This window comes from Litorimonas taeanensis (genome assembly GCF_003634015.1).
GTDB classification, from domain to species: Bacteria; Pseudomonadota; Alphaproteobacteria; order Caulobacterales; family Maricaulaceae; genus Litorimonas; species Litorimonas taeanensis.
The window spans coordinates 948,552-970,794 of record NZ_RBII01000001.1; the positions used below are offsets into that span (position 1 = coordinate 948,552).

18 protein-coding genes and 2 tRNA genes are annotated in these 22,243 nt (G+C 45.5%); 7 read left to right on the top strand and 13 right to left on the bottom strand.

Translation table 11 applies throughout. The features are described from left to right. Window positions 1-5 precede the first annotated feature (5 nt). Both DES40_RS04440 and DES40_RS04445 read left to right on the top strand, forming a co-directional pair. Entirely contained in the window at window positions 6-644 is a 639-nt protein-coding gene (locus tag DES40_RS04440) for a glutathione S-transferase (RefSeq protein WP_121099337.1), read from the top strand. 137 nt (window positions 645-781) lie between these two features. Continuing rightward, window positions 782-1,315, top strand: coding sequence for a type III secretion system chaperone family protein (locus DES40_RS04445; protein WP_121099338.1), 534 nt, complete (start codon window positions 782-784; stop codon window positions 1,313-1,315). Window positions 1,316-1,318: 3 nt separating this feature from the next. On the opposite strand, the gene DES40_RS04450 is transcribed toward DES40_RS04445, so the two are convergent. Next, complete coding sequence (locus tag DES40_RS04450; protein WP_233345415.1) at window positions 1,319-2,641, bottom strand: ATP-binding protein; 1,323 nt, start codon at window positions 2,639-2,641, stop codon at window positions 1,319-1,321. Further along, window positions 2,642-3,352, bottom strand: a complete 711-nt coding sequence (locus DES40_RS04455; protein WP_233345417.1) for a response regulator — start codon at window positions 3,350-3,352, stop codon at window positions 2,642-2,644. A gap of 123 nt (window positions 3,353-3,475) precedes the next feature. On the opposite strand from DES40_RS04455, the gene DES40_RS04460 reads away from it, so the two are divergent. After that, window positions 3,476-4,360, top strand: coding sequence for a branched-chain amino acid aminotransferase (locus DES40_RS04460; RefSeq protein ID WP_121100420.1), 885 nt, complete (start codon window positions 3,476-3,478; stop codon window positions 4,358-4,360). Window positions 4,361-4,418: 58 nt separating this feature from the next. Here DES40_RS04460 and der read toward each other — a convergent pair whose 3' ends face one another. The 5 genes from der to DES40_RS04485 all read right to left on the bottom strand — a co-directional run bounded on the left by der (window position 4,419) and on the right by DES40_RS04485 (window position 11,114). Then, complete coding sequence (der, locus tag DES40_RS04465; protein WP_121099339.1) at window positions 4,419-5,876, bottom strand: ribosome biogenesis GTPase Der; 1,458 nt, start codon at window positions 5,874-5,876, stop codon at window positions 4,419-4,421. Between the two features lie 7 nt (window positions 5,877-5,883). After that, complete coding sequence (locus DES40_RS04470; RefSeq protein ID WP_170144880.1) at window positions 5,884-7,335, bottom strand: PQQ-like beta-propeller repeat protein; 1,452 nt, start codon at window positions 7,333-7,335, stop codon at window positions 5,884-5,886. Continuing rightward, window positions 7,328-8,104, bottom strand: coding sequence for a tetratricopeptide repeat protein (locus tag DES40_RS04475; protein WP_170144881.1), 777 nt, complete (start codon window positions 8,102-8,104; stop codon window positions 7,328-7,330). The genes DES40_RS04470 and DES40_RS04475 overlap by 8 nt, the downstream gene beginning before the upstream one ends. A gap of 158 nt (window positions 8,105-8,262) precedes the next feature. Further along, window positions 8,263-9,081 carry a 3-methyl-2-oxobutanoate hydroxymethyltransferase gene (gene panB, locus DES40_RS04480; protein ID WP_121099342.1) on the bottom strand — a complete coding sequence of 273 codons (819 nt, stop codon included), beginning with the start codon at window positions 9,079-9,081 and terminating at the stop codon, window positions 8,263-8,265. A 281-nt stretch (window positions 9,082-9,362) separates the two neighbouring features. Next, window positions 9,363-11,114 carry an acyl-CoA dehydrogenase gene (locus tag DES40_RS04485; protein ID WP_121099343.1) on the bottom strand — a complete coding sequence of 584 codons (1,752 nt, stop codon included), beginning with the start codon at window positions 11,112-11,114 and terminating at the stop codon, window positions 9,363-9,365. Window positions 11,115-11,315: 201 nt separating this feature from the next. Here DES40_RS04485 and DES40_RS04490 point away from each other — a divergent pair, with 201 nt between their 5' ends. After that, a complete protein-coding gene (locus DES40_RS04490; protein WP_121099344.1) occupies window positions 11,316-11,780 on the top strand; it encodes a c-type cytochrome in 465 nt (154 codons plus the stop codon). A gap of 30 nt (window positions 11,781-11,810) precedes the next feature. Here the strand turns inward: DES40_RS04490 and DES40_RS04495 are convergent, their stop codons facing one another. Next, window positions 11,811-12,662, bottom strand: a complete 852-nt coding sequence (locus DES40_RS04495) for a hypothetical protein (protein ID WP_147405850.1) — start codon at window positions 12,660-12,662, stop codon at window positions 11,811-11,813. 85 nt (window positions 12,663-12,747) lie between these two features. Between DES40_RS04495 and DES40_RS04500 the strand changes: the two genes are divergently transcribed. Continuing rightward, window positions 12,748-13,530 carry an NAD kinase gene (locus DES40_RS04500; RefSeq protein WP_121099346.1) on the top strand — a complete coding sequence of 261 codons (783 nt, stop codon included), beginning with the start codon at window positions 12,748-12,750 and terminating at the stop codon, window positions 13,528-13,530. Here DES40_RS04500 and DES40_RS04505 read toward each other — a convergent pair. The 3 genes from DES40_RS04505 to DES40_RS04515 form a co-directional block, all read right to left on the bottom strand. Then, complete coding sequence (locus DES40_RS04505; RefSeq protein ID WP_121099347.1) at window positions 13,527-14,648, bottom strand: DUF2336 domain-containing protein; 1,122 nt, start codon at window positions 14,646-14,648, stop codon at window positions 13,527-13,529. The genes DES40_RS04500 and DES40_RS04505 overlap by 4 nt on opposite strands. A 92-nt stretch (window positions 14,649-14,740) precedes the next feature. Further along, window positions 14,741-14,817: transfer RNA gene (locus tag DES40_RS04510), tRNA-His, on the bottom strand. A 95-nt stretch (window positions 14,818-14,912) separates the two neighbouring features. Continuing rightward, complete coding sequence (locus tag DES40_RS04515; RefSeq protein ID WP_121099348.1) at window positions 14,913-15,851, bottom strand: M48 family metallopeptidase; 939 nt, start codon at window positions 15,849-15,851, stop codon at window positions 14,913-14,915. A 233-nt stretch (window positions 15,852-16,084) separates the two neighbouring features. Here DES40_RS04515 and DES40_RS04520 point away from each other — a divergent pair, with 233 nt between their 5' ends. Together DES40_RS04520 and phhA are read left to right on the top strand one after the other, a co-directional pair. Continuing rightward, window positions 16,085-19,174, top strand: coding sequence for an AsmA family protein (locus tag DES40_RS04520; RefSeq protein ID WP_121099349.1), 3,090 nt, complete (start codon window positions 16,085-16,087; stop codon window positions 19,172-19,174). A 162-nt stretch (window positions 19,175-19,336) separates the two neighbouring features. Then, the gene (gene phhA, locus DES40_RS04525) at window positions 19,337-20,230 is read left to right on the top strand and encodes a phenylalanine 4-monooxygenase (RefSeq protein WP_121099350.1); all 894 of its coding nucleotides are present in this window, start codon (window positions 19,337-19,339) and stop codon (window positions 20,228-20,230) included. Window positions 20,231-20,453: 223 nt separating this feature from the next. Here phhA and DES40_RS04535 read toward each other — a convergent pair whose 3' ends face one another. Both DES40_RS04535 and DES40_RS04540 read right to left on the bottom strand, forming a co-directional pair. Further along, complete coding sequence (locus tag DES40_RS04535; RefSeq protein ID WP_170144882.1) at window positions 20,454-21,788, bottom strand: OmpA family protein; 1,335 nt, start codon at window positions 21,786-21,788, stop codon at window positions 20,454-20,456. Between the two features lie 276 nt (window positions 21,789-22,064). Further along, window positions 22,065-22,140 (bottom strand) — tRNA-Lys (locus tag DES40_RS04540). Window positions 22,141-22,243 lie beyond the last annotated feature (103 nt).

Consider the following 22,243-nt stretch of genomic DNA (forward strand, 5'->3'; position numbering starts at 1 on the left):
AAGCTATGACAGAAGCCATACTCTACTCTTTTAGGCGGTGCCCATATGCCATGAGAGCAAGAATGGCATTATCTGTGTCAGAAATGGAATATGAGCACCGTGAAGTTGCGTTAAGAAACAAACCTCAAGCTATGCTTGAGGCTTCACCCAAAGGAACCGTCCCTGTTTTTGTGACAGAGGATGACAAGGTTATAGATGAAAGCCTCGCAATCATGCATATGGCACTGACATATAATGACCCTAAAAATTGGATGCGGGACACAACTGGCAAAACACAAGACTTCATTCGTTCGATGGATGAGACATTTAAACATCACCTTGACCGTTATAAATATGCCAGCAGATATGAAGCAAACGCGCAAAGAGGGTCAGTAAATCTACTGCATCGCGCTGAGGCCGTCAAATGCTTACAGAAATGGGAAACTGCCCTCGCAGAGACTAAATATCTCATTGATGACGCCCAGAGCATAGCGGATATCGCTACATTTCCTTTTATCCGTCAGTTTGCGGCGACTGAACCAGAATGGTGGCAAAGCAAACCATTGCCCAACGTAGCATTATGGCTAACAGGCTTAATAGAATCACCTCTATTCCAAACCATTATGGTCAAACACCCTCTCTGGGTTGAGACTCCTGAAGAATAACACCACTGACGCGAAAAATAAGACTTCCCCACAAGCAAAATTAGTTATCAACACGCTGTCCGTGAATTCATGCTTGTTAGAATCATAAAGGTTCATAATCTTTAATTGTAGATTCGTTATTCTTAGGACAGGCATTTATGTCATTCGCTGACCATCATTGCATACGCCCTAGCCCGTCATTGACGGGAATGAATGCCTTACGCGGCAACCCCATTTCAGTCTTCGAACGTCTGTCTATTGCTGAAGGTTATGATTTAGAACGCATCTCAGAAAATGAAATTGAGATATCCATTTCAGGGTTATGGCGTGATCATATGATAAGCCTTATTTGGAACGCGTCTTCTGAAAAAATACAATGCTTCCTAATGTTTGACAGTAAAACGCCTGGGGGACGAACAGACGATATTTGCCGTTTAATGTCTCTTATAAACGAAAATCTTGATGCTGGTCATTTCGATTATTCATCTCAATTCAAGACACTTATTTATCGCAATAGTCTAAGCCTCCGCGGTGGCGCAAAGCTGAAAACTGAACAGGCAATGGATTTGATTGCTTCTGCATTAGACGCGGCTGAACGTGGTTACCCTGCGTGTCAGTATGTCGTTTGGGCAGGGAAATCTCCTGAAGATGCGCTTAGCTCTGCCTTAATGGACCTCGCAGGGTTTCCATAAACCTTACCGAGGCAAAGAAATAACGGCTCTCAACCCTCCCATTGGGCTGTCCGTCAACTTTAATGTACCGCCATGAAGCTGCGCAATGTCACGGGCAATTGCGAGACCCAAGCCAACACCTTCGACGTTTTGACTACGGGCACTATCTAAACGGCTGAAAGCTCGAAAGGCTTCTTTCCTAAGGTTTTTCGGAATACCCGGCCCTGAATCATCAATAAACACCTCAACATGCGTTGAGGTCAAAGCCAGCGATATTGATGCACCGTTAGCGTACTTAATGCTATTCGTAATTAAGTTATCTAACGCCCTTTGGAAGGAAGCCGGTCGAATCTCTATCTCTAGATTATCGGGTATAGAGTCTTGGTTTAAGTCTACCGCCTTCCCTTCTGAAACACCTTTAAGATAAGACAGAAAGTGCACGCGTTCTGGTGACTCTTGCTCTAACCCTCGCGCGAAATCGAGATAGCCATTGAGCATATTCTCCATTTCTACGATATCCGCTTTTGCGGCCCTTACTTCTTCTGTATTTTCTTGCATCGCTAGCTGCAGCTTTAGCCGCGTCAAAGGCGTACGAAGGTCATGCGATACGCCCGCTAGCATCATCGTTCTTTGCTCCATATGCCGCTGGATACGGCTACGCATTTTCAAAAATGAATGTCCGGCTAGACGCACCTCTGAGGCGCCAGAAGGTTTATAGGTTCCGAGTGTCTTCCCTTTACCATAGGCCTCTGCTGCATCGGCCAGTTCACGAATGGGGCGTGCTTGATTTCTAATAAAGATAACTGAGACTAACGTCAGTAAAACAGTTGCGGTAATCAGCCAAAAAATGAATACAAATCCAGTAGGGGCAAAGACGCGTTCACGCGCTGCAATAAAGCGTAAATACCCCCCATCGACCTCCACGCGTACATCAATGTGATTTGGATAACGGGTCGTATCAAACCAAAAAGAATCGGTCAGACTTTCATTCAATGAACGCCGCAAGGTTTTATCTAAATTTGAAAAGAACATTTGCCGTCTTTGACTAACGGGTAAAGTTTCACCTTCGCGAAAGACAACAGAGAGCTGCATATCTGGGCGAAGGAGGCTATCTAAATCTTGGGCGCGCTCTATCGTTGGAGTTTGCTTAAATAATGTAGTGGCCACAGCTATGTCAGCGGCCACACTATCAGATAAATTTGCAGTTACACGCGCCCAATGCGCATTGAAAAAGAAATACGCAACAGCAATTTGCATCACCGCAATAGGTAATATGATGATCAAAAGCGCGCGACCAAATAAGCTTTTGGGAAGATAACGCTTGAACCCTTTCATACCAATTTTCATTTAGCCGCCAGCTTGGCAGATTAGGCGATAACCCTGCCCTCTCACAGTTAGAATGAAGTTTGGCTCAGCAGGGTTGTCTTCAATTTTGCGGCGCAACCGTGTAATCTGAACATCCACGGCTCGATCTGATGTCGCGTTGATGTTCTGGGAAAGTTGGAACCGTGAAACAGTCCCTCCCCCTTGCTTGGCCAATATATTTAGCAAAACATCTTCACCGGTCGTAAGGCGTATCCGTTCTCCATTCTTTAAAAGAAGGCGGGATGAGACGTCATATGAATAATCCCCAAATACGACGTTTTGCGATACTGGGGCTTGTCCACCTCGTCGAAATATATTGTCTATTCGCAAGAGTAATTCCTCAGGTTCAAACGGCTTACTTAGATAATCATCTGCACCAGCCCTAAGTCCTGAAATTCTGTCAGACGGTTGCCCCTTCGCCGTGAGTAAAATAATGGGAACATCGCTACCCTGACGCAAACTCTTAGCCAGGCTCAAGCCATCTTCACCTGGCATCATGACATCAAGAATCAGAAGGTCAAAAGCCAAACCTTGCATTTTCAATCTAGCTTTGGCTGCATCCTCAGCAACTGAGGTCCGAAACCCCTCACGATTAAGGTATTTTTGTAATAGCAATCGAATACGGTTATCATCATCGACAATCAAAATATGCGTATTCTGCCTTTCTAATTCTGTCATAGGCGTGAAAGTCATCAAATTTATTCCCAAAATTGGCCGTATAATATATTGACTTACCCTCTATCTACGCAAGAATGAAGAGATATACGTATGGCCGCAAGATGCCTTGCGGCCTTTCCCTTTATAAAGGTCGAAGCAATGATTGAAAAAGCCTATCATGATCGCGATGGTCATATTTGGATGGATGGTCAATTTTTAGATTGGCGAGACACGAAAGTCCATGTTTTGACACATTCTCTTCATTATGGCTCAGCTGTATTTGAGGGCAATCGCGCTTATGGCGGAGAAATATTCCGGCTTTCAGACCATTCTAAACGGCTTAGAAATTCAGCCAATATTCTTGGCTACGAAATACCTTACACCCAAGAGGAAATTGATCAGGCGTGTATTGATACATTAGCGAACTCAGGTCTGAAAGATGCATATGTTCGGCCCTTCGCGTGGCGTGGTTCTGACATGATGGGCGTTGCCTCTAAAAACAATCAGATTCATTTAGCAATAGCCTGTTGGCACTGGGGAAGCTATTTCTCTGATAAGATGAAAGGGATCCGCCTGTGTATATCAGATTGGAGACGCCCTGCTCCAGATACAAGCCCCTGCAAGTCTAAAGCTGCGGGGCTGTATATGATTTGTACGCTGGCTAAGGACAAAGCCGCAGCGACTGGCTGGGATGATGCTCTTATGTTTGATTACAAAGGCCGCGTGGCTGAATGTACTGGAGCGCATATATTTTTCGTAAAAGACGGAGAATTATATACGCCAACGAATGACATCCTACTTGAAGGTATCACTCACGATAGCATCATCAAACTCGCAGAAGCCAAAGGCTATAAAGTCAATAAACAAGACATTATGCCAAATGAAATGAGCGACTTTGAAGAATGCTTTGTTGTCGGAACCGCCGCAGAGGTTACACCTGTACGTGAAATCGACGGTATTCACTACAAACCAGGAAAAGTCTGTGAGGATATGGTAAAAACTTACGATGATGCCGTTAATGGTAAAGGCATTATCAAGCTTTAAGTTAGTATTTAAATTTTTTGGCGTTCAGCTGACTAAGACTGAACGCCGAACATAAGGCTTATCTGTTTCTACGGGGGTTGTCCTTAAGAGGTTCCATACCTTGCTTCCGGACCGTATTATCATATGGGTTTTCATCAGCTTTGACATAAAGGCGAATAGGAATACCCACGAGATCAAAATCTTCCCGCAAACCATTTATTAGATAGCGTTTATAGCTTTCAGGGAGTTTAGTTGCGCGAGAACATTTCAACACGAATGTCGGCGGCCTAGTTTTGGTTTGACTAATATATTTTGGCTTCACCCTGCGTCCCTGCACGGCAGGGGGCGGATGACGCTGAACTTTCTCCGAAAGCCAGTCATTTAGTTCTGAAGTTTTGACCTTAGCAGACCAATCAATTTGCACACGTTCAATCGCAGGCAGCAATCGATCGACACTTTTGCCTGTTAAACCTGAGAACATAATAACCGGCAAGCCTCGGAGTTGAGGTAATAGCCGCGCGGCCTCATCTCTCAACCACTTAGCACTTTCAGATTTATTCTCGACTAAATCCCATTTAGTCACACCGATGACCAAAGCACGGCCTTCACGCTCGCACAAATCAGCAATTTGCAAGTCTTGCTTATCAAAAGGCTTAGTCGCATCCATAAGAAGCACAACCACTTGCGCAAATTTGATTGCACGCAGGCTATCTTGCACAGAGAGGCGTTCAAGAGTTTCCTGCACTTTAGCCTTTTTTCGCATGCCTGCTGTGTCATGAAACTGCACTCGCCGGCCCTGCCACACAAAATCAATAGTTATTGAGTCACGCGTCACGCCAGCTTCTGGGCCTGTCAGCAAGCGGTCCTCACCGATTAAAGTGTTTATAAGCGTTGATTTGCCAGCATTTGGTCGGCCCACAATAGCAATACGGACGGGCGCTTCAGACGTATCTATAATCTCTTCTGGGGTTTCTAATACAACATCACGAAGAGCCATTTCTATCGCATCATCCAAATCGACAATGCCGATATTATGTTCGGCAGCGACTTCGATAGGGTCTCCCATCCCCAAAGAATAACCCTCTGTCGCACCGACATCACCCGCACGGCTTTCACACTTATTGGCCACTAGAACAACAGGTTTGCCCGATTTGCGGACAAATTCAGCAAAAATTCGGTCGAGCGGAGTTACACCTTCACGGGCATCATATACGAATAGACAAATATCAGCATCCATAACAGCCGCTTCAGTCTGAGCTCGCATACGACTTTCTATCTTGTCACCTTTAGCATTCTCAAAACCAGCCGTATCCATCAACGTCAAGGCATGTCCCCGCATTTTGGACTTGGTTTCTCTTACATCACGGGTAACTCCAGGCTGATCATTTACAATAGCCAGTTGTTTCCCTGCCAGACGGTTAAACAAGGTCGACTTACCGACATTGGGGCGTCCAACAATAGCAATACGCGCAGGGCGTTGTTCTCCAACGCCCTCGCCTTGTTCATCTAACAAATCGTCTTTGGCGCGGCGCACCATAACGCGACTAACGGATCGCGATGAGACGAGCCTCATCGGTCACAATATAGATAGTCTCATTGGCAATGATTGGAGGAACATAAACGTCTTTACCAACTTTACCTTCTGATATTATCTCGCCTGTTGTTGGTGAAACAACGACTGTTCGGCCTTTGGAGGACACTAGGAATAAGCGGTTACCCGCTAAGATCGGCCCAGCCCATACGATACGTTTTTTTCGTTTTTTAGCGTTTTTAAAGCTTTCGAGCTGCTGCAACCAGATAACTGAGCCATCAATTTTAGACATACAGACTAATTGACCTTCGGTCGTAACAGAAAACACATAATCGCCAGCTATCAACGGGATACCAATTGTTCCCGCAGGTTGGCGCCAAATCCGTTGCCCTGTTCTTAGGTCAAAGGCGCTCATTACGCCACTCTGAGCTGATGCAATGACATAACCATCTGCGACAGCAGGCCCAGCTGCAATATCATTCAGCGAAGCTAGCGGTGTTAATAGTGATGAAGAGCTTAACGAATCTTGCCATAAAACACCGCCGTTTTGAACACGTAAGGCAACGATTTCGCCCGAACTAAACGGCGCGATGATAACATCATCAATGATCGCCGGCGCGGGCAAGGTCAGCATACGAGCCATTTCAACAATACTCTGATAGGTCCAAAGTACCTCTCCGGTATTCGTATTAAAGGCGTAAAGCTCATTATCATCGGTGATGACAAACACCCGTCCATCAGAAATAACGGGCGCGGAATGCATGGGCACACGTCCTTCATAACGCCATTTTTCAGAACCTGTTTCCGCATCAAGAGCAATCAAGGCCCCCAGGCCGGAAGAGATAAAAAGCGTTCCATTCTCATAGGCGACACCACCGCCAACACCTTCTTTATCACGGCCAGATCCATCTGTGAAAGATAATGGGTCGCGTATACGTTCGATAATACCAACTTTGCCAACCCGGGTCTTTTCACGCTCTGCGACAGAGACATTGAATTCCCAGAGCTTTGAACCTTCAGCTTCACTAAAGGCGGACACTCGATTTCCACCATCCATTGTATAGATAACACCGCCAGCTATAACAGGCGGCGAAAGCACGCGTGTTTTCCGTCCGGACCCTTTACCAATATCCTTAGACCAACTTACTTCTAATGGGCCGCTTGCGCCTGTATGTTGGACAACATGAGTTGTATTTCCACCTACCTGAGGCCAGTCCACGTTGACATAAGCAGGAGGCAAAACGACAGCATCAGCGTCATCTTTGACTTCGAGTGTCTCTGATAATTCTAAGATAGAAATACGATCACTATCACCCGCGACACTACCCTGCTCTGCACGTCTTTCAGCATCTGTTTTGTCAAACGGGTTAATCGCGTCTGTTACACTGGAAATCGTTGAGCAACCTGTCAATACTAATGCAAGGCCGCTAACAGCCAAGGCTTGGCGGAAATTAGTCTTATTCACGAGGGGTCTCCGCTTCATTTTCACTATCATTGATAGTGTTAGAATTTGTATCGGGCAAAGTAGTTTCAAGCTCTGCTTCAACAGGCTCGGTCGTTAATGGTTCAGGCGCAACAGTTTCTGCTTCTAGCTCCGCAGGTACAAGCGATAGATATTGCGTTGCACGTTGAGCGATCGACGAAGGTACGCCGGGTATGCTTTTCAAATAAGTGAACTCTTGCCTCGCCGTAGTCATGTCACCCGATTGAAACGCCACAAAACCAGCAAGTTCTCTAGCTAAATATTCATAAGGTGCATCTTTGGCCGCCAGACTATCGAGACGCATAGAAACATCAGCATAAGCACCATTATCAGCCAAGATATAGGCGGCCTTCAACTTGGCTAAATGGGCATGGCGCGGTAATTTAAACTGAGCGGCAGCTTCGTCGAAAAGCGCAACAGCCTTTGCACGGCTTCCCTGCTCAAGTTCAAGCGTAGCGGCCCGCATCAATGAAAGACCTGAATAGCCCGCAGGCGCTTTATCGGCCAAAGCTAAAAAGGAGTCCACAGCACGGTCTACTTCACCGTTCTGTGCGAGTTCTGCGGCACTTATATAACTGGCCGAAGCGGCGCGGGCGACCCGGTCATCGCTCGATTTTTTCCACTCAAAAACAGCCGTCCCAGCAATAATCAAAAAGATAATCACGCCAAGAGCGGGACCATAGCGTTTCAACAGCTTATTATAATCATCCTTGCGAAGTTCTTCTTCAACTTCATTGATAAAATCGACCACGGCGAACTGTTCTCTTATGGGGCTTACGCGAAAAACTCGTTTTTATCACGAGTCAGGCGCAGCGCGTCTTCAAATTCCGGCGGAACCTATCGCTTTGCTGCCTTCCCCGCAACCGCAAAGGGCATTAACACCGTGTAAGCTAATCTTCTACTAAATAGCTATTTCTTAAAGTGATAAACATTGTCTGGGCCAGGAAACTCCCGCGCCTTTACACGTTTGGCATATTCAGCGACGGCTTCAGCCGTCATGGTCTTTTGTGCGCCAAATTTATGTACGAACTTTGGCACGCGGTCGAACATACCTAACATATCTGGCGTGACCAAAATTTGCCCGTCACATTTGGCCGACCCCCCAATTCCAATCGTTGGAATGGAAACTTCTTTTGTGACGCGGTCTGCGATTTCTTCGGACACTCCCTCTACGACAACGGCAAATGATCCAGCGTCCGCCGCGGCTTTAGCATTCTCAATTATCTCATCGGCCACAGATTGACGGCGACCACGCGCACGAAAACCACCCAAAACATGCATGCTTTGAGGTCGGAGGCCAACGTGACTCATGACTGGAATTCCGCGCTCTACTAGATACTTAACCGTCTCAGCTGCGTAAGATCCGCTCTCAATTTTGACAGCCTGACAACCTGTTTCCATCATGACACGGGCAGCACTTTTAAATGCCTCTTCAGGGCTAGTTTCATAGGAACCAAATGGAAGATCCACGACAACTAGCGCTTTTTGAGAGCCCCGCATCACTGCTTGGCCATGCATAATCATCATCTCAAGCGTCACGCCGACAGTGGAAGTCAAGCCATGTACGACCATAGCAACACTATCTCCAACCAAGATTAAATCGCAAAGCTCATCTAAAATCGTGGCCGTTGGGGCATCATATGCTGTAAGGCAAACAATAGGGTCACCGCCCTTACGGGCCGTAATATCTGGCGCGGTTAATCGCTTGACGTAATTCTGTGCTGACATTGAAAGTGTCCCTTAATCTTGAACCGCAACTATAGAGGCTAGGCACCATAAACAGCAAGTGTGTTTGGTTGGCCAAATGTACTTGGGTAAGAAGTTTTTTTGACTTCATAAAAGACCATATGAAGAAGCGCCTAACAGTAATCAGCCAGAACAATCAGAATGACGCTTTACGGACAAAACTTAAGCCACAAATGTCTGTTTTAATACACGCTCGTACGAACTAAATTAAATCGAAAGCTACAGGTGAGTCCTTCTACGGACAAACGGATTTTATTGCGCCTCTACAAATCCGCTAATTGCCCTTCTGGGAAATCAAAAACAATGGCTGCACCAGCTTTAATCTGCTCAAGCGCAGCGTTGGCTTGCGGCATGATAGACAAGGCATGATAACGAGCAAGCGTTGCCATATTTGGGGCTAGAGAGTCTTTTGCGTTCAGTCCGTTAGCAGCTGCTTTAATCAAAAAAGCACCTGAAATCACTTGTGCCGCCAAATTAAGGAACGGTGTCGCGACGCTCAATGCATCCTTTTCTTCAGCACTTAAAATTAGATCCGTGGCAGTCGTTAGCGTTTCCAGTCCAGACTTCAAAGCGCCAATGCAAACATCAAGACCCGCCTGTTCAGCCAAAGTTACGATGCCTTTCAGATCTGAAATCAGCAACCGCATGGCTTCGCCGCCATCGCGACGAATTTTACGGCCAACAAGGTCGATTGCTTGGATGCCGTTTGTACCTTCGTAAATCGGGGCAATGCGTGAATCACGGTAATGTTGTGCGGCCCCTGTTTCTTCAACAAATCCCATACCCCCATGAATCTGCACACCAATAGAAGAAACATCAACTCCCGTATCTGAGCCGTATGACTTTGCGATTGGCGTTAACAATGCATTTCGAGCATGGGCAGTTTTAGCCTCGTCACTATCTGCAATTGCTTCTGCTACATCTACCGCATGGGCTGTCGCCATGCCAATGGCACGCGCTCCCATTAAACGGGTCTTCATGTCAATCAGCATTCGGCGTACATCTGGGTGACCGACAATAGGATCATCGCTGCCTCCATCGATTGGTTTGCCCTGCACACGTTCATGAGAAAATTTCAATGCGCCTTGATAGGCCCGCTCACCAATCGCGACACCTTGTACGCCAACATATAATCGTGCCTCATTCATCATAGTGAACATACAGGCTAATCCACGATTTATATCACCCACAAGCCAGCCTGTCGCACCATCAAACTCCATAGTACAAGTCGGGGAACCATGAATGCCAAGTTTATGTTCCAACCCTATAGCTTTGAAATTATTTCTATTTCCTAGTGAACCATCTGCATTGACGAAGTATTTAGGGCAAAGAAACAAAGAGATACCTCGGGACCCTTCAGGTGCGTCAGGTAATCGCGCGAGAACCAAATGGATAATGTTTTCAGCGCAATCATGATCGCCCCAAGTAATGAATATTTTCTGCCCAGAGATAGCGTAGGTACCGTCCCCGTTATCAATTGCCTTGGTACGGACTGGACCTAGGTCTGAACCTGCTTGTGGTTCAGTCAAGCACATCGCCCCACTCCACTCACCGGTTATCATTTTCGGGAGATAGGTTTCCTGCAAAGCTGGATCTGCATGAGCTGCAATCGCTTTCATAGCACTTGACGTTAACATTGGGCAAAGACCAAAGGCCATATTTGCCCCATATATCATTTCCGCTGTCGCTACGCTGACGACATTTGGAAGTCCCATACCGCCAAGGTCCGCCGGTGTAGACATGGATTGCCAACCACCTTCGACATAAGAATCATAGGCCTGCTTAAAACCAGGTGAAGCTATGACGTCATCTCCGTTTAATTGTGCGGGGTTTTGGTCTCCCCCCCAATTTGTAGGCGCAATAACATCGCGTGCAAAACTGGCCGCTCCTGTCAAAATGTCACTCACAAGCTCTTCGCTAATCTCTTCAAATACAGGGAGAGAGCGAAGCGCCTCCATATCAACGCTGTATTTCAGCAAATATTCCATAGATTTGACAGGGGCGTTGAAACTCATAATTGTCTCTTTAAGTCTTTTATTATCAATTTAGATTGTAGCGGTATGCAGAAAATTGCCTATCGCGCAAACGTTTAGCGTTCATGCCACAAAGACATAAGCACGATAAGGGGCTAAATGACACACTTCCTCCATTCACAATTATAGCTTACAACAAAAACCATTATAGACACGCCTTAACTCTGTTAGGATTATTTAGTTATGACAAAAATCAGAGCAGGATTTATTTTAATCAGCTTTCCACTTTTATTGTCAGCCTGTGGTGGCAACGATGCGAATACGAACACATCCCCAACAACGAAAGTGAAGCAATCGGTCGAACTTACCCCGCTTCAACGTGGCGAACGGATATATACGCGTTGCCGTGCGTGTCATACATTGGAAGACGGTCAAAAGAACAAAGTTGGTCCAAATTTATTTGGGATAATGGGGCGTAAAGCGGGTACAAAAGAGGGTTTTCCTTACTCAAAGGTCATGACAGCCTCAGAGGTTGTGTGGACAGACGACACCCTTGACGCTTTTCTGACGCGTCCCCGTGATTTCATGCCTGGCAATCGGATGAGTTTCATAGGATTAAAATCAGAAGAAGACCGTGCCGCAGTAATAGAATTTATTAAGCTAAAAACAGGCTCTATAAGTTCAGTTGAAGATCCTGAATCCCCCTAGCCTCTACTTATAAAGCCTAAACCTGCACAACTAAAATTTTTGCCATAACGAAAAAAATGCACCTGTTTCTTGCACTATGTTTCGCCCTGCCACCGTCCGCACAAAACCTATTTGCGCGTACCGTTTGGGCTTAAATTGATAAGCAAATGAAAGTTCAGCTTTGGCCTGCTCAGTGGACGGCGTGAAAAACACGGCGTGCCCCGTACCTTGCGTGTTTTGCGATTCAGTTTTCGACAGATATATTTGCGCAAGCCCCATCCATTTTTCTGAAGGTTTAACCCCTGCGGTAAGATCTACCTGCCACCGACTTATAGTATTCAATTTCAAATCAAACCGACTAGCGCCTTGAATGTCATAAAACCAGACCCAGCCCTCAGGCTCTTCCCCGCTTAACTTTTTACTCCTGCCATATAACGCTCTCAGTTCAATCTCGTTATTTGCACCACCAAGGTTCAAACGGGTGTCATCTAATCCGCCATCAAAAATTACACTCCCCTGTAGAGACGCTGCTAAACCTTCTTTGCGCAGGACTTGATATTGAAGCCCAAGCTTCGTTTCATCCCAGTCCTTAAAATAAACAGACTTACCATCTGCCACAAAGTCGATTGACTGATAGCCCGCCTGTCCCACAAACATAAGTGAGTTTGTAAGGCCTATTTCTGAGTAGAGTCGTGTTTCCTGCTTTGAAAAACTATCAATCGATATACCATCCCTACTGTTATCAAAAATTGTGTCAGCTTTTGTTACGGCAGAGGTAATGATAATCTGAGGTTCCAAAGCAGGTAAATTCCATGCACCCGCGCTCACCTCAGCAAGAGCTGAAATATAGAACCCAACTAAAAAACATAACCTTAAGCAATAGCTATACATAGAACTCAACATAAAGTTTTAATACCTTTTAGGCTTTGCCAGACCGTTAGGTCAAATGATAAGAGGACATAGATTTTTTAGAGAGACCCCGCGCCATATGGCTTTAAACACTTATGAAAAACTCGCCTTTGTTGCCTCTCAAAAGCCTGACGCACAAGAAGCGCTTAAAATTCTGACCCGTAAATATGGAAATCAAGATGCCGCAAATGCAGATGTCTTGATTGCTCTCGGCGGAGACGGTTTCATGCTTCAAACTCTGAGGCGTTATACTACTCTCGTACAAAGAGGATTACCTGTTTATGGAATGAATCGCGGGACTGTAGGTTTTTTGATGAATGCCTATGGTGAAGATGACTTGCTTGAACGTCTTTCTAAAGCTCAAAAAACAACGGTGCGTCCGCTCAAAATGAGCGCCGAAGCCAAAGGCGGACATTTTGAAGATTTAGCATTCAATGAAATATCTCTTTTCCGCCAAACTCAACAGGCCGCGCACATATCCGTAACGGTTGACGGGCATCAGCGGCTTGAAAAGTTGATAGCCGACGGCATTTTGGTGGCAACACCCGCAGGGTCAACGGCTTACAACTTGTCAGCTCACGGCCCCGTTGTCCCTCTGGGTTCACGTATCTTGGCTCTAACACCCATCAGCGCCTTTCGCCCCCGTCGCTGGCGCGGCGCGTTATTAAATGCGAACGCGAAAGTAGAGTTCTCGGTTCTGGACCCCGTTCGTCGTCCTGTGTCGGTATCCGCAGACAATCAAGAGATCAGAGATGTATCCTATGTTACAGTCGTTGAAGAACGATCAAAAAAGCTAAGCTTATTGTTTGATGCGGATCACGGCTTAGATGAAAAAATTCTCCGTGAACAATTTTCGACTTAGTAGCCCTCGTCACTTAAACCATCTAATATGTTCAAGAAATAGTCAGTTTCACGCACATCAAAACCATTGGGCAAAGTTAAAATACGCTCAATCATACGGCATTGGAACTCAGCTTCCGTGAGTTTTTCTCCGAGCCGTTCTAAATCAGTATAAATATTTATTGCGGACTGCATAAATGTCGTTTGTTCAGTATCGAAACCTGCCCTTGAGCAGACACCACGCAAGGCAAACGGCCCTGTGTCATGTAGCATTAAGACAACTTTCCGTACGCTTAAGCCAGCCAATGTAGCAAGCCCATAGTGAACTAAAGCAATTTGTCCAAGTCCCATAGCCCGCATAATAATTTCAGGCCGCAAACGTCCTTGGGTATGCATAGAGACAATGAAATCCTTTAGATTCTTCTCACTGAAATGCTCCGTCGGGAGGCTAGCCATAGTCCTATCATAGGTTTGATCTCCGATGGCCTGACTGTGTTCAACGCTTAACGCGTAACCCGTTTCAAGTCTCTCTGCGATATGGTCTGACGATGTAGAGACAAGTTTTTCAACTACAGAAAATGGCAAGGCCGCCCGCCGCATTAACGCCGCGCGAATAATGTCATCCTCATTATACATCTCTACCATAGCCTGAGCGGCATCTTCGGAGAGCAATACGGTATCATTCGCTGCAATATGGCGTACTGCAACTGCATCACCGGCATTAATAAGAGTCAATATTATTTTATTCGATAGGTTTTGCCGTGCCGCCACAGCTCGCACTTTACCCGCCAAACCGGACTTTAGAACGAGACGTAGGTCATTATCCGTCAATATTGGAGAATGCTCAATTAAGGGCACTGCAATTGATTCGATATCAGTAATTAGTCGAGACAGCACCGCTCGTGGCAAAAAAGTTGAGTTTTTCAAGGTCACTGCCAAAGCCCGGCGAACAAGCTCTGAAACATCTTTACTTATTACATCCAGCAATCGATTGGCATAAGCTCGATCTGCAGCACTTAAATCAGCTTGGTTGATATCTTGCGCCAAACGCATTGTAGCATAGGCCCGTTTTTCAGGGTCGGCATCTCTAAGCGCTATTTTTGCGTCTTTGCCTGATATTTTAGGGCAGCTATCATTCATGCATCCTTACTAACCAAACAGGGTTAACCAGCCGTTATTAGGGGCTAGCTAACATTAGCCCAAAAGGCTGTACTGATATTTGTAAGAGGAAATGGTACCGCCTCTTGGTCTCGAACCAAGGACCTCCGGTTCCACAAACCGGCGCTCTAACCAACTGAGCTAAGGCGGCTGAAAATGTAGCGGGAGACCTAGCTCAAGGTCTCTCGCCACACAAGTCGTTTTATCGCAATTTTTGCGTTAAAAACACATAGTTTCATGAAAGCCTTATGTTCTGATATCTTTAAAGCCTTGGGAACCCATTTTGTCCTGACGGCGAATGTAAGCATCAATAGTTTGAGCCCGATTCGCAGGATCGGGGTGGGTAGACATAAACTCAGGTTGGCGATTTGGATTATCAGCGGCCATTTTCTCCCAGAGTTTAACAGCCTGATACGGATCATAACCGGCTTTATACATATAATTCACACCTAATAAGTCAGACTCGCTTTCATGCTTTCGTGAATATGGGAGGACCAAGCCAATTTGAGTTCCAAGACCTAAGGCTTGAACAAGCATTTGAGCGTTGCGGTTGGCACTATTCATACAACTCTCGCGCTGACTACCTGCTAAAGAGTTACATTTTTTAGAAAACTGTGTGCTCCCTAAAACTGAACCACCAACCACGGCCACTTGTGACGCCATTTGCAAAGACATACGTTCTTGGGCGTGCTTTCCTGCAACGTGCCCTACCTCATGCCCCATAATACCAGCAATTTGATCATCATTATCGGTAAAATCCATCATACCTTTATAGAAACCCACACGGTTACCTGGGAGTACAAAAGCATTTTTTGTATCAGTGTCGAAAACAGCATAATCCCAAGTTTGGTTCGCCCGGCCAGCCCCGCGCGATATGCGACTACCAATATTCGCCAGACGTCGTGTATAGCGAGGATCATTAGAAGTTGGCGTTTGTTGCTTCATCTCTGCCCATGATGCCGCGGCCATACTGCTTAGCGATTCTCCGCCAGGCGCTAACCCCACAAATTGCTTACGACCCGTTTCAGGGTTGGTTGCGCAAGACGTCAACCCCGCCCCCGTCGCTACAACAGCACTGCCTGCGGCTATTTTCCTAACGAAAGCTCGCCGACTCGTGGATGAAGTTTCGCTAATTTCCGTTACAACCGGCTTAGGGGTCGAATTATGAGTGTGATTAAAACACATGGGCCTGTCCTCCTATGACATCTTTGCTTAACACCCATAATAGCTAGCGCAAACGCAAGGCGATTTATAGCTAAAAGGTGAGCTCGCAAGGGGAGCAGGGTTTTTGTGCAGATTACATTCATTTTAGCCCCGTTATGAGAACAATTCTGTTATTATTGCGTAGTAACTATGAGTAAGGCTTAATAAGCAGCCGTTGGCCCCTATTGACTAGGTAGCGGCATAGAGGAACAGACATGAAAAAGTTTATCATTGGATTTGCAGCTCTGGTTATTCTTATCATCGGCGCCATAATGTTCGTACCCGGCCTGATCCCTTCTGATGTTTATAAAAGCCGAATAGAAGAGCAGCTATCAACAGAGCTAGGGCGTGATGTCACCATTTCTGGAGACGTAAAGCTCCAAACCTTTCCTTTTATTCGCGCTAAAACTGGCGGTGTGACTATTCAAAACCCAGAAGGCTTTAGCGAGACTCCGTTCTTATCTGTCGAAAAGCTCGAAGCTAGAATTAAACTATTACCGTTATTATCAAAGCGAGTTGAGATATCAGGCTTTGAACTCGTGGAACCTAAAATATGGCTTGAAACCAATGCCCAAGGTCAGTCAAACTGGGTCACAGCCTCATCTGAAACACAATCACCTAAAGTGGAAAAAGAGTCCTTTAAACGTACAGGTGGGTTCAATTCTCTAGATCCTCAAATCGAGTCCTTTACACTCACCGATGGGCAAATAAGTTACATCGACACACAGACAAACACATCTTACGCGCTCTCAGATATTGATGGCTCTTTGACTTTTCCAGGCTTAGATAAGCCCTTCAAATTTGACATCGCACTTGATTATCAGGGCGAGCGCGCAACAATTGAGGCTGACATTAATTCGATACGGGCATTCCTAGATGGCCGCACCGCACCTGTAAGAGCCGATATCTCAACAAGTTTTGCCGAAATTTCAATAGATGGAGAATTCCTTGCGTCAGAGGATTTAGACTTCACGGCAAAGATTTCATCCAACATCTCAGACGTAAAAGCAATACAAAGCCTCACTCCAGAAACTTTGCCTTATATTGAGCTATTTGAAACCTTGACAGCCAATGGCGACTTCACCCTTCGCAACAACGTTTTATCGGCTTCAAACGCCGATATAGAGGTCATCGGTGATGGTCTTAATGCTCAATATAAAGGTACTGCCACCTTATCTGATACACCTGTATTGGACGGCTCTATAAAGGTTGCTCTAAACGAGTTTTCAAAATTTACCCCTTACCTTCCAGATAATGTCCCTCCTCTTGACATCTTACAGTCCATAAATGGGAATGCAGTCCTGAGTGGCACCAATACTGGGTTTATTGCCAAAGACATTAACGTCGCAGTCAAGGGCAATAGCTTTTCAGCCGATTACACGGGTGAAGCCTCAATGTCAGGCTCAGACATAACTGCATCAGGCCAATACCAAGCCAACACCGAAAATATTGAACAGCTCATCAATCTTGCCAAGATTGAAACGCCTTACGCCGTTTTGGTCGGAACTTTACAGTCTAACGGAAAAGTCACCTATCAAAATAAGGTGACAACACTCTCAGATCTATCTGTAATTGCCGAAAATGGTGACTTAAACGGCAGCTACACAGGCACGGTGACTCTGGATAAAGCCCCTTCCTTAAACGGCACCTATACCCTTTCGATTGAAGATTTGTCGAATGTTGCCAAGGTACTACCTGAACCGATCCCCTACGCAGAAGCTATCAAAACGGTAACGTCGGAAGGCAGCATAATTACACAAGGCGAGAATTACACTCTTTCTAACGTTATGGCGAATTTGAACAATGGCCTTTTAAACGGAAACTTTAATGGAAACGCGTCTTATAAACCGAATTCAAAAGAGTCACTTTCACTCACAGGTTCTCTAGCAGCTGATATCTCGGATATAAGAGCCATCGCTGCCCTGGGTGATGTTAATTTACTTCCAGATACAGAAGTTGGCTCGATATTCGACACGCTTGCGGTTTCAGGTGATATGTCTGGCACTTTAAATGCTATTAGTTTTAAAAATGCTGTAGTTGAGTTTGACCAAATTAAAGGCACCGGGGAGTTCAATGTAGACCTATCAAGCGTGAAGCCCTTCATTGATGCAAATCTGAATTTAGAAGGCTTAGACTTACGCCCTTATATGGCCAGTTATAGCACTCAAAACCCAACAGGTGAAATCTTGCCATGGAATGAAGCGCCCATGAATGTGGCACCCTTCCAAAGCATGGATGGCGATTTTGTTTTCACGACACCTAACGTTATCATGGACAGACTTCGTTTAGGTCAGACCAATATCGACGCCACACTCAAAAATGGTCGAATAGATGCCAACCTCCCTAACCTCTCCCTTTACGGCGGAAGTGGAGATGTGGTGGCTTCATTTGACACAAATGAAGCCGTACCAAAACTGGAAATGACACTGAACTTCAATGGACTAGAAAGTAATAGCTTTCTCAACGCCGTGGCTGGATTTGACAAGGCTTCTGGTGGAGCCAAAACTGATATTACACTGACGTCTCAGGGCCGCTCTCAAGCTGAATTAATGCAAGGCCTTAACGGGCAAGGTTTATTTGCCTTAGCCAACGGATCCATCAAAGGCATAGATGCCGCTGAATTTCTTACAGGACTGGATCAAGCCTTTACCACGCGATCTTTACCTTCTGGCCTTGGTGCCTCAAAATCCACTTCTTTTGAGGACATCCAAGCCCTTTTCAAGATCGAAAATGGAGTGGTCAAAATCAACGACTTTGATTTCGAAGCATTAGGTGTATCTGCTTCAGGAGGCGGGACACTTGATATTGGCGGACAGTCAATGGACTTTAGCTTCAGACCACGTCTAACGGGGGAAAATGCCAGCAATTTAGCAGCCTTTGGTATTCCATTACGTTTCACAGGTGATTTTGGGACGGCGAAAGCAAGCCTAGACACTGACTTTTTAAGTAAAATAGTGGCAGAGAAAGCCAAAGCAGAGGCCGTTTCGAGATTGCAAAATGAGGTAAAAGGCCCTGTTGGGTCAATATTGGGCGGGATCATTGGCGGAAATTCAACCTCATCAACGACAACTGATGAGCAAACACAAGGTACGTCATCTTCTTCATCACAGAGTCAAACCTCCACAAAAGAGGAAGCCATAACGAATGCATTAGGCGGACTTTTTGGGAGTAATAAAACGACAGAAACATCAGACAATGATGAAACAGTTTCTGATAAGACTGAAGAAGAGAAAAACAAAGAAGCAGCTAAGAAGAAGCAAGAGGACGATTTAAAGAAAGCCTTTGGTTCACTCTTTGGTGACTGATAATCATTGCCAATATGCTTGAGTGATTGACAGGGCAGATTGATTTAATCTAACTCTACATTCTCATAGATAAAAGGAATTTTTACCTCCGTTTTAAAGTATACGAGGTATGACTTTACATACATTAGGCCTTACTGAGACATAAATTCATAAAGGCCTTGTATGATTGAAGATCCAATAATTGCCGCGCAAACACCCGCCCCGGACTTCACAATAAATCAAGTTTGGGAAGCTTATACGGATGAAGAGCACGCAGTTTGGGATTTACTTTACCAACGTCAATCAGACCTTCTGAAAGACCGAACAACGCCAGAGTTTCTAGAAGGATTAGAAAAACTGTCTCTAAGTGACGGGGGAATCCCTGATCTTTCTACGCTAAACCCAAAGCTACAGGCTCTGACAGGCTGGACTGTCGTCATGGTACCCCACCTTGTACCAGATAATGTGTTCTTTGAACATCTGGCAAACCGCCGCTTCCCCGCAGGACGATTTATACGTAAACGCAACCAACTGGATTACTTACAAGAGCCAGATGTTTTCCATGATATATTTGGCCACGTTCCCCTCTTAACACAGCCTGTTTTCGCTGATTACATGCAAGCTTATGGTCAGGGCGGACTTCGCTCTCTCGAATATGATGCTCTGAAATACTTAGCACGACTTTATTGGTACACTGTGGAGTTTGGACTCATTAACACCCCTGCTGGCCTTCGCCATTACGGGGCCGGCATTGTTTCCTCTTATGGAGAAGCACAATATAGCCTAGAAAGCCGCTCACCACATCATATCGGTTTTGACCTTAAACGCGTTATGCAAACAGAATATAAGATTGATGACTTCCAAGACTGTTACTTTATCATTGATTCATTCGAAGAACTTTTCGCGGCAACTCAGCAAGATTTCGAGCCCATTTATAAAAATCTGATAGAGAACGACACGGTTTTTACTCCGCAATGCTTAGCTCAAGAAGACTCTATAATTCAAAGAGGCGACCTCTCTTACGGCCGTGATAATGTTTCCATCTTGCCTGAGCCTGACGCGATTCCTCACGCCTAAAGCCTCTTACTTACCTCAAACATAGGCATCTATGGTGATTGCTTGTGCTAACTGGTCATGGAAACTTTGCGCAGTGCTTATGGCGCGTGCAAGCGCGACAGAGTGTGAATACAAATTATTTGCCCGCGATAATCTCTCCATCATCAGCTGACAAACAAACACCGCTCATAAAAAAAAGCCCGGCAAAAGCCGGGCTTAAATTCGTCAAAATAAGTTCAAAGACTTAGTTGATGATACCACCAGTTTCACTAAGTGAGATCAAAACTTCTGTACGACGGTTAAGATCTTCCTTAACGCCATCGCCAGTTTGAACGAACAATTCAGTTTCGCCCTTACCTTCTGACGTGATGATTTCATCACGAACACCTTGGCGAACCAACTCGTCACGCGCATCTTTGGCACGACGCTTAGAAAGCGCTAGGTTGTAAGCAGCAGAACCTGATGAATCTGTATGACCAACAACACGAATGTTGTCGACGTTACAATATTGACCGATATCTAGGATACGGTTGATTGTATTGCGTGTTTCAGCAGATTGACCTTTATCGAATTCATAATAGATGATTTCTTGACGATATTGCTCACCACAAAGAGAAGCGATTGTTTCGCGTGAGCGAGTCTCAACTGGACATGTCGCAAGATCATAAACCAATGAACCATCCCAACATGTATATGTTTGTGGCTGAACTGGACACTCACCTGAATCAAAGACCATTGAACCATCCCAGCAACGTACTGTTGGCTGAGGCTCAGCAGGACACTGATTAGTGTTAAAGACCATTGATCCATCCCAACACTCTACATTAGCCACTGGAAGAGGCGCAGGTACTGGAGCCGGAGCACCAAAGCGGTAACGGAAACCAGTCAATAAAGTGTGTGACGCAGCATCTTCATAAACTGTTGTAAAGTTAGATGCAGGAACAGCACCAACACGGCGGCCATCTAGTCTGACTTCACCAGCATCAGCATATTTGTACTGAGTATCCCAAGTTAGATTATCAGAGATAGCATAACCTAGACCCGCTAGAACTTGCCAACCAAAATTCGTGTCTGAATCAATTGCATCACAATATGACGGGATTGTTCCATTCGTAGCACCTGGGCAAGCTGAAGACTGTTGGAAAGTATTGGTTGAATCTACATAGTCACCAGCTGTTGCTAGCATTCTACCATGAGAAATACCAAGACCTGCACCAACATAAGGTGTCCAGTCACCGAAATCATTGAAATCATAAATAGCGTTCAACATAAGGTTTCTAGTGCGCAATTGTGCATCACTATTTGGAAGAGATGAGATTGAACCCAAGTCAGTCTTCAAATCTGTTCCGTCTAATTCCAAACGCCAGCCGCTTGGGAACTGATAACCAAGACCAAGTGAATATGCGAAATCACCTTCGCTCTCAACATCACCAACCATACCTTCGCTAAATGAGCCGTCTGTATGTGTACCATAACCCGCGTTACCGCGAAGATACCAACCACTCTCTTGAGCGGATGCGAGTGATGGCGCCGCCATCAGGGCGGCTGTGGCCGCAGCAAAAAGAAGCTTCTGCTTCATGGTTATTTCCTCCGTCAATGGCATAGCCATATTAGTTAATAGTTCGAACGCTTACTGGTCAGTAAGTGTATTCTGAACACTCTTACCATGGATTAGTTCCATAAGACCACACTGCAATAGCCCTATTCCACCAATTTTAAAAGGTTTTTTACGAAAAGTTGCTAAAATACATCACTATTTTGATTGAATATTCAAGCACTCACCAAGCTACGGCATGTGAGGAACATCCCAGCGATCGATTCTAGCAACCTATTATTCTAGAGATAAAATTGGGAATGGTACGCCCGCACGGACTCGAACCGTGGACATCCTCATTAAAAGTGAGGCGCTCTACCAACTGAGCTACGGGCGCTTTTCAAAGCGTGGCGTTACCTATTAGGCGCGAACTAGACAGTCAAGCCTAAAAGGAGACGAAAAACCGTACAATTTCAGGGTTTTTTCACCTACCCCGTATT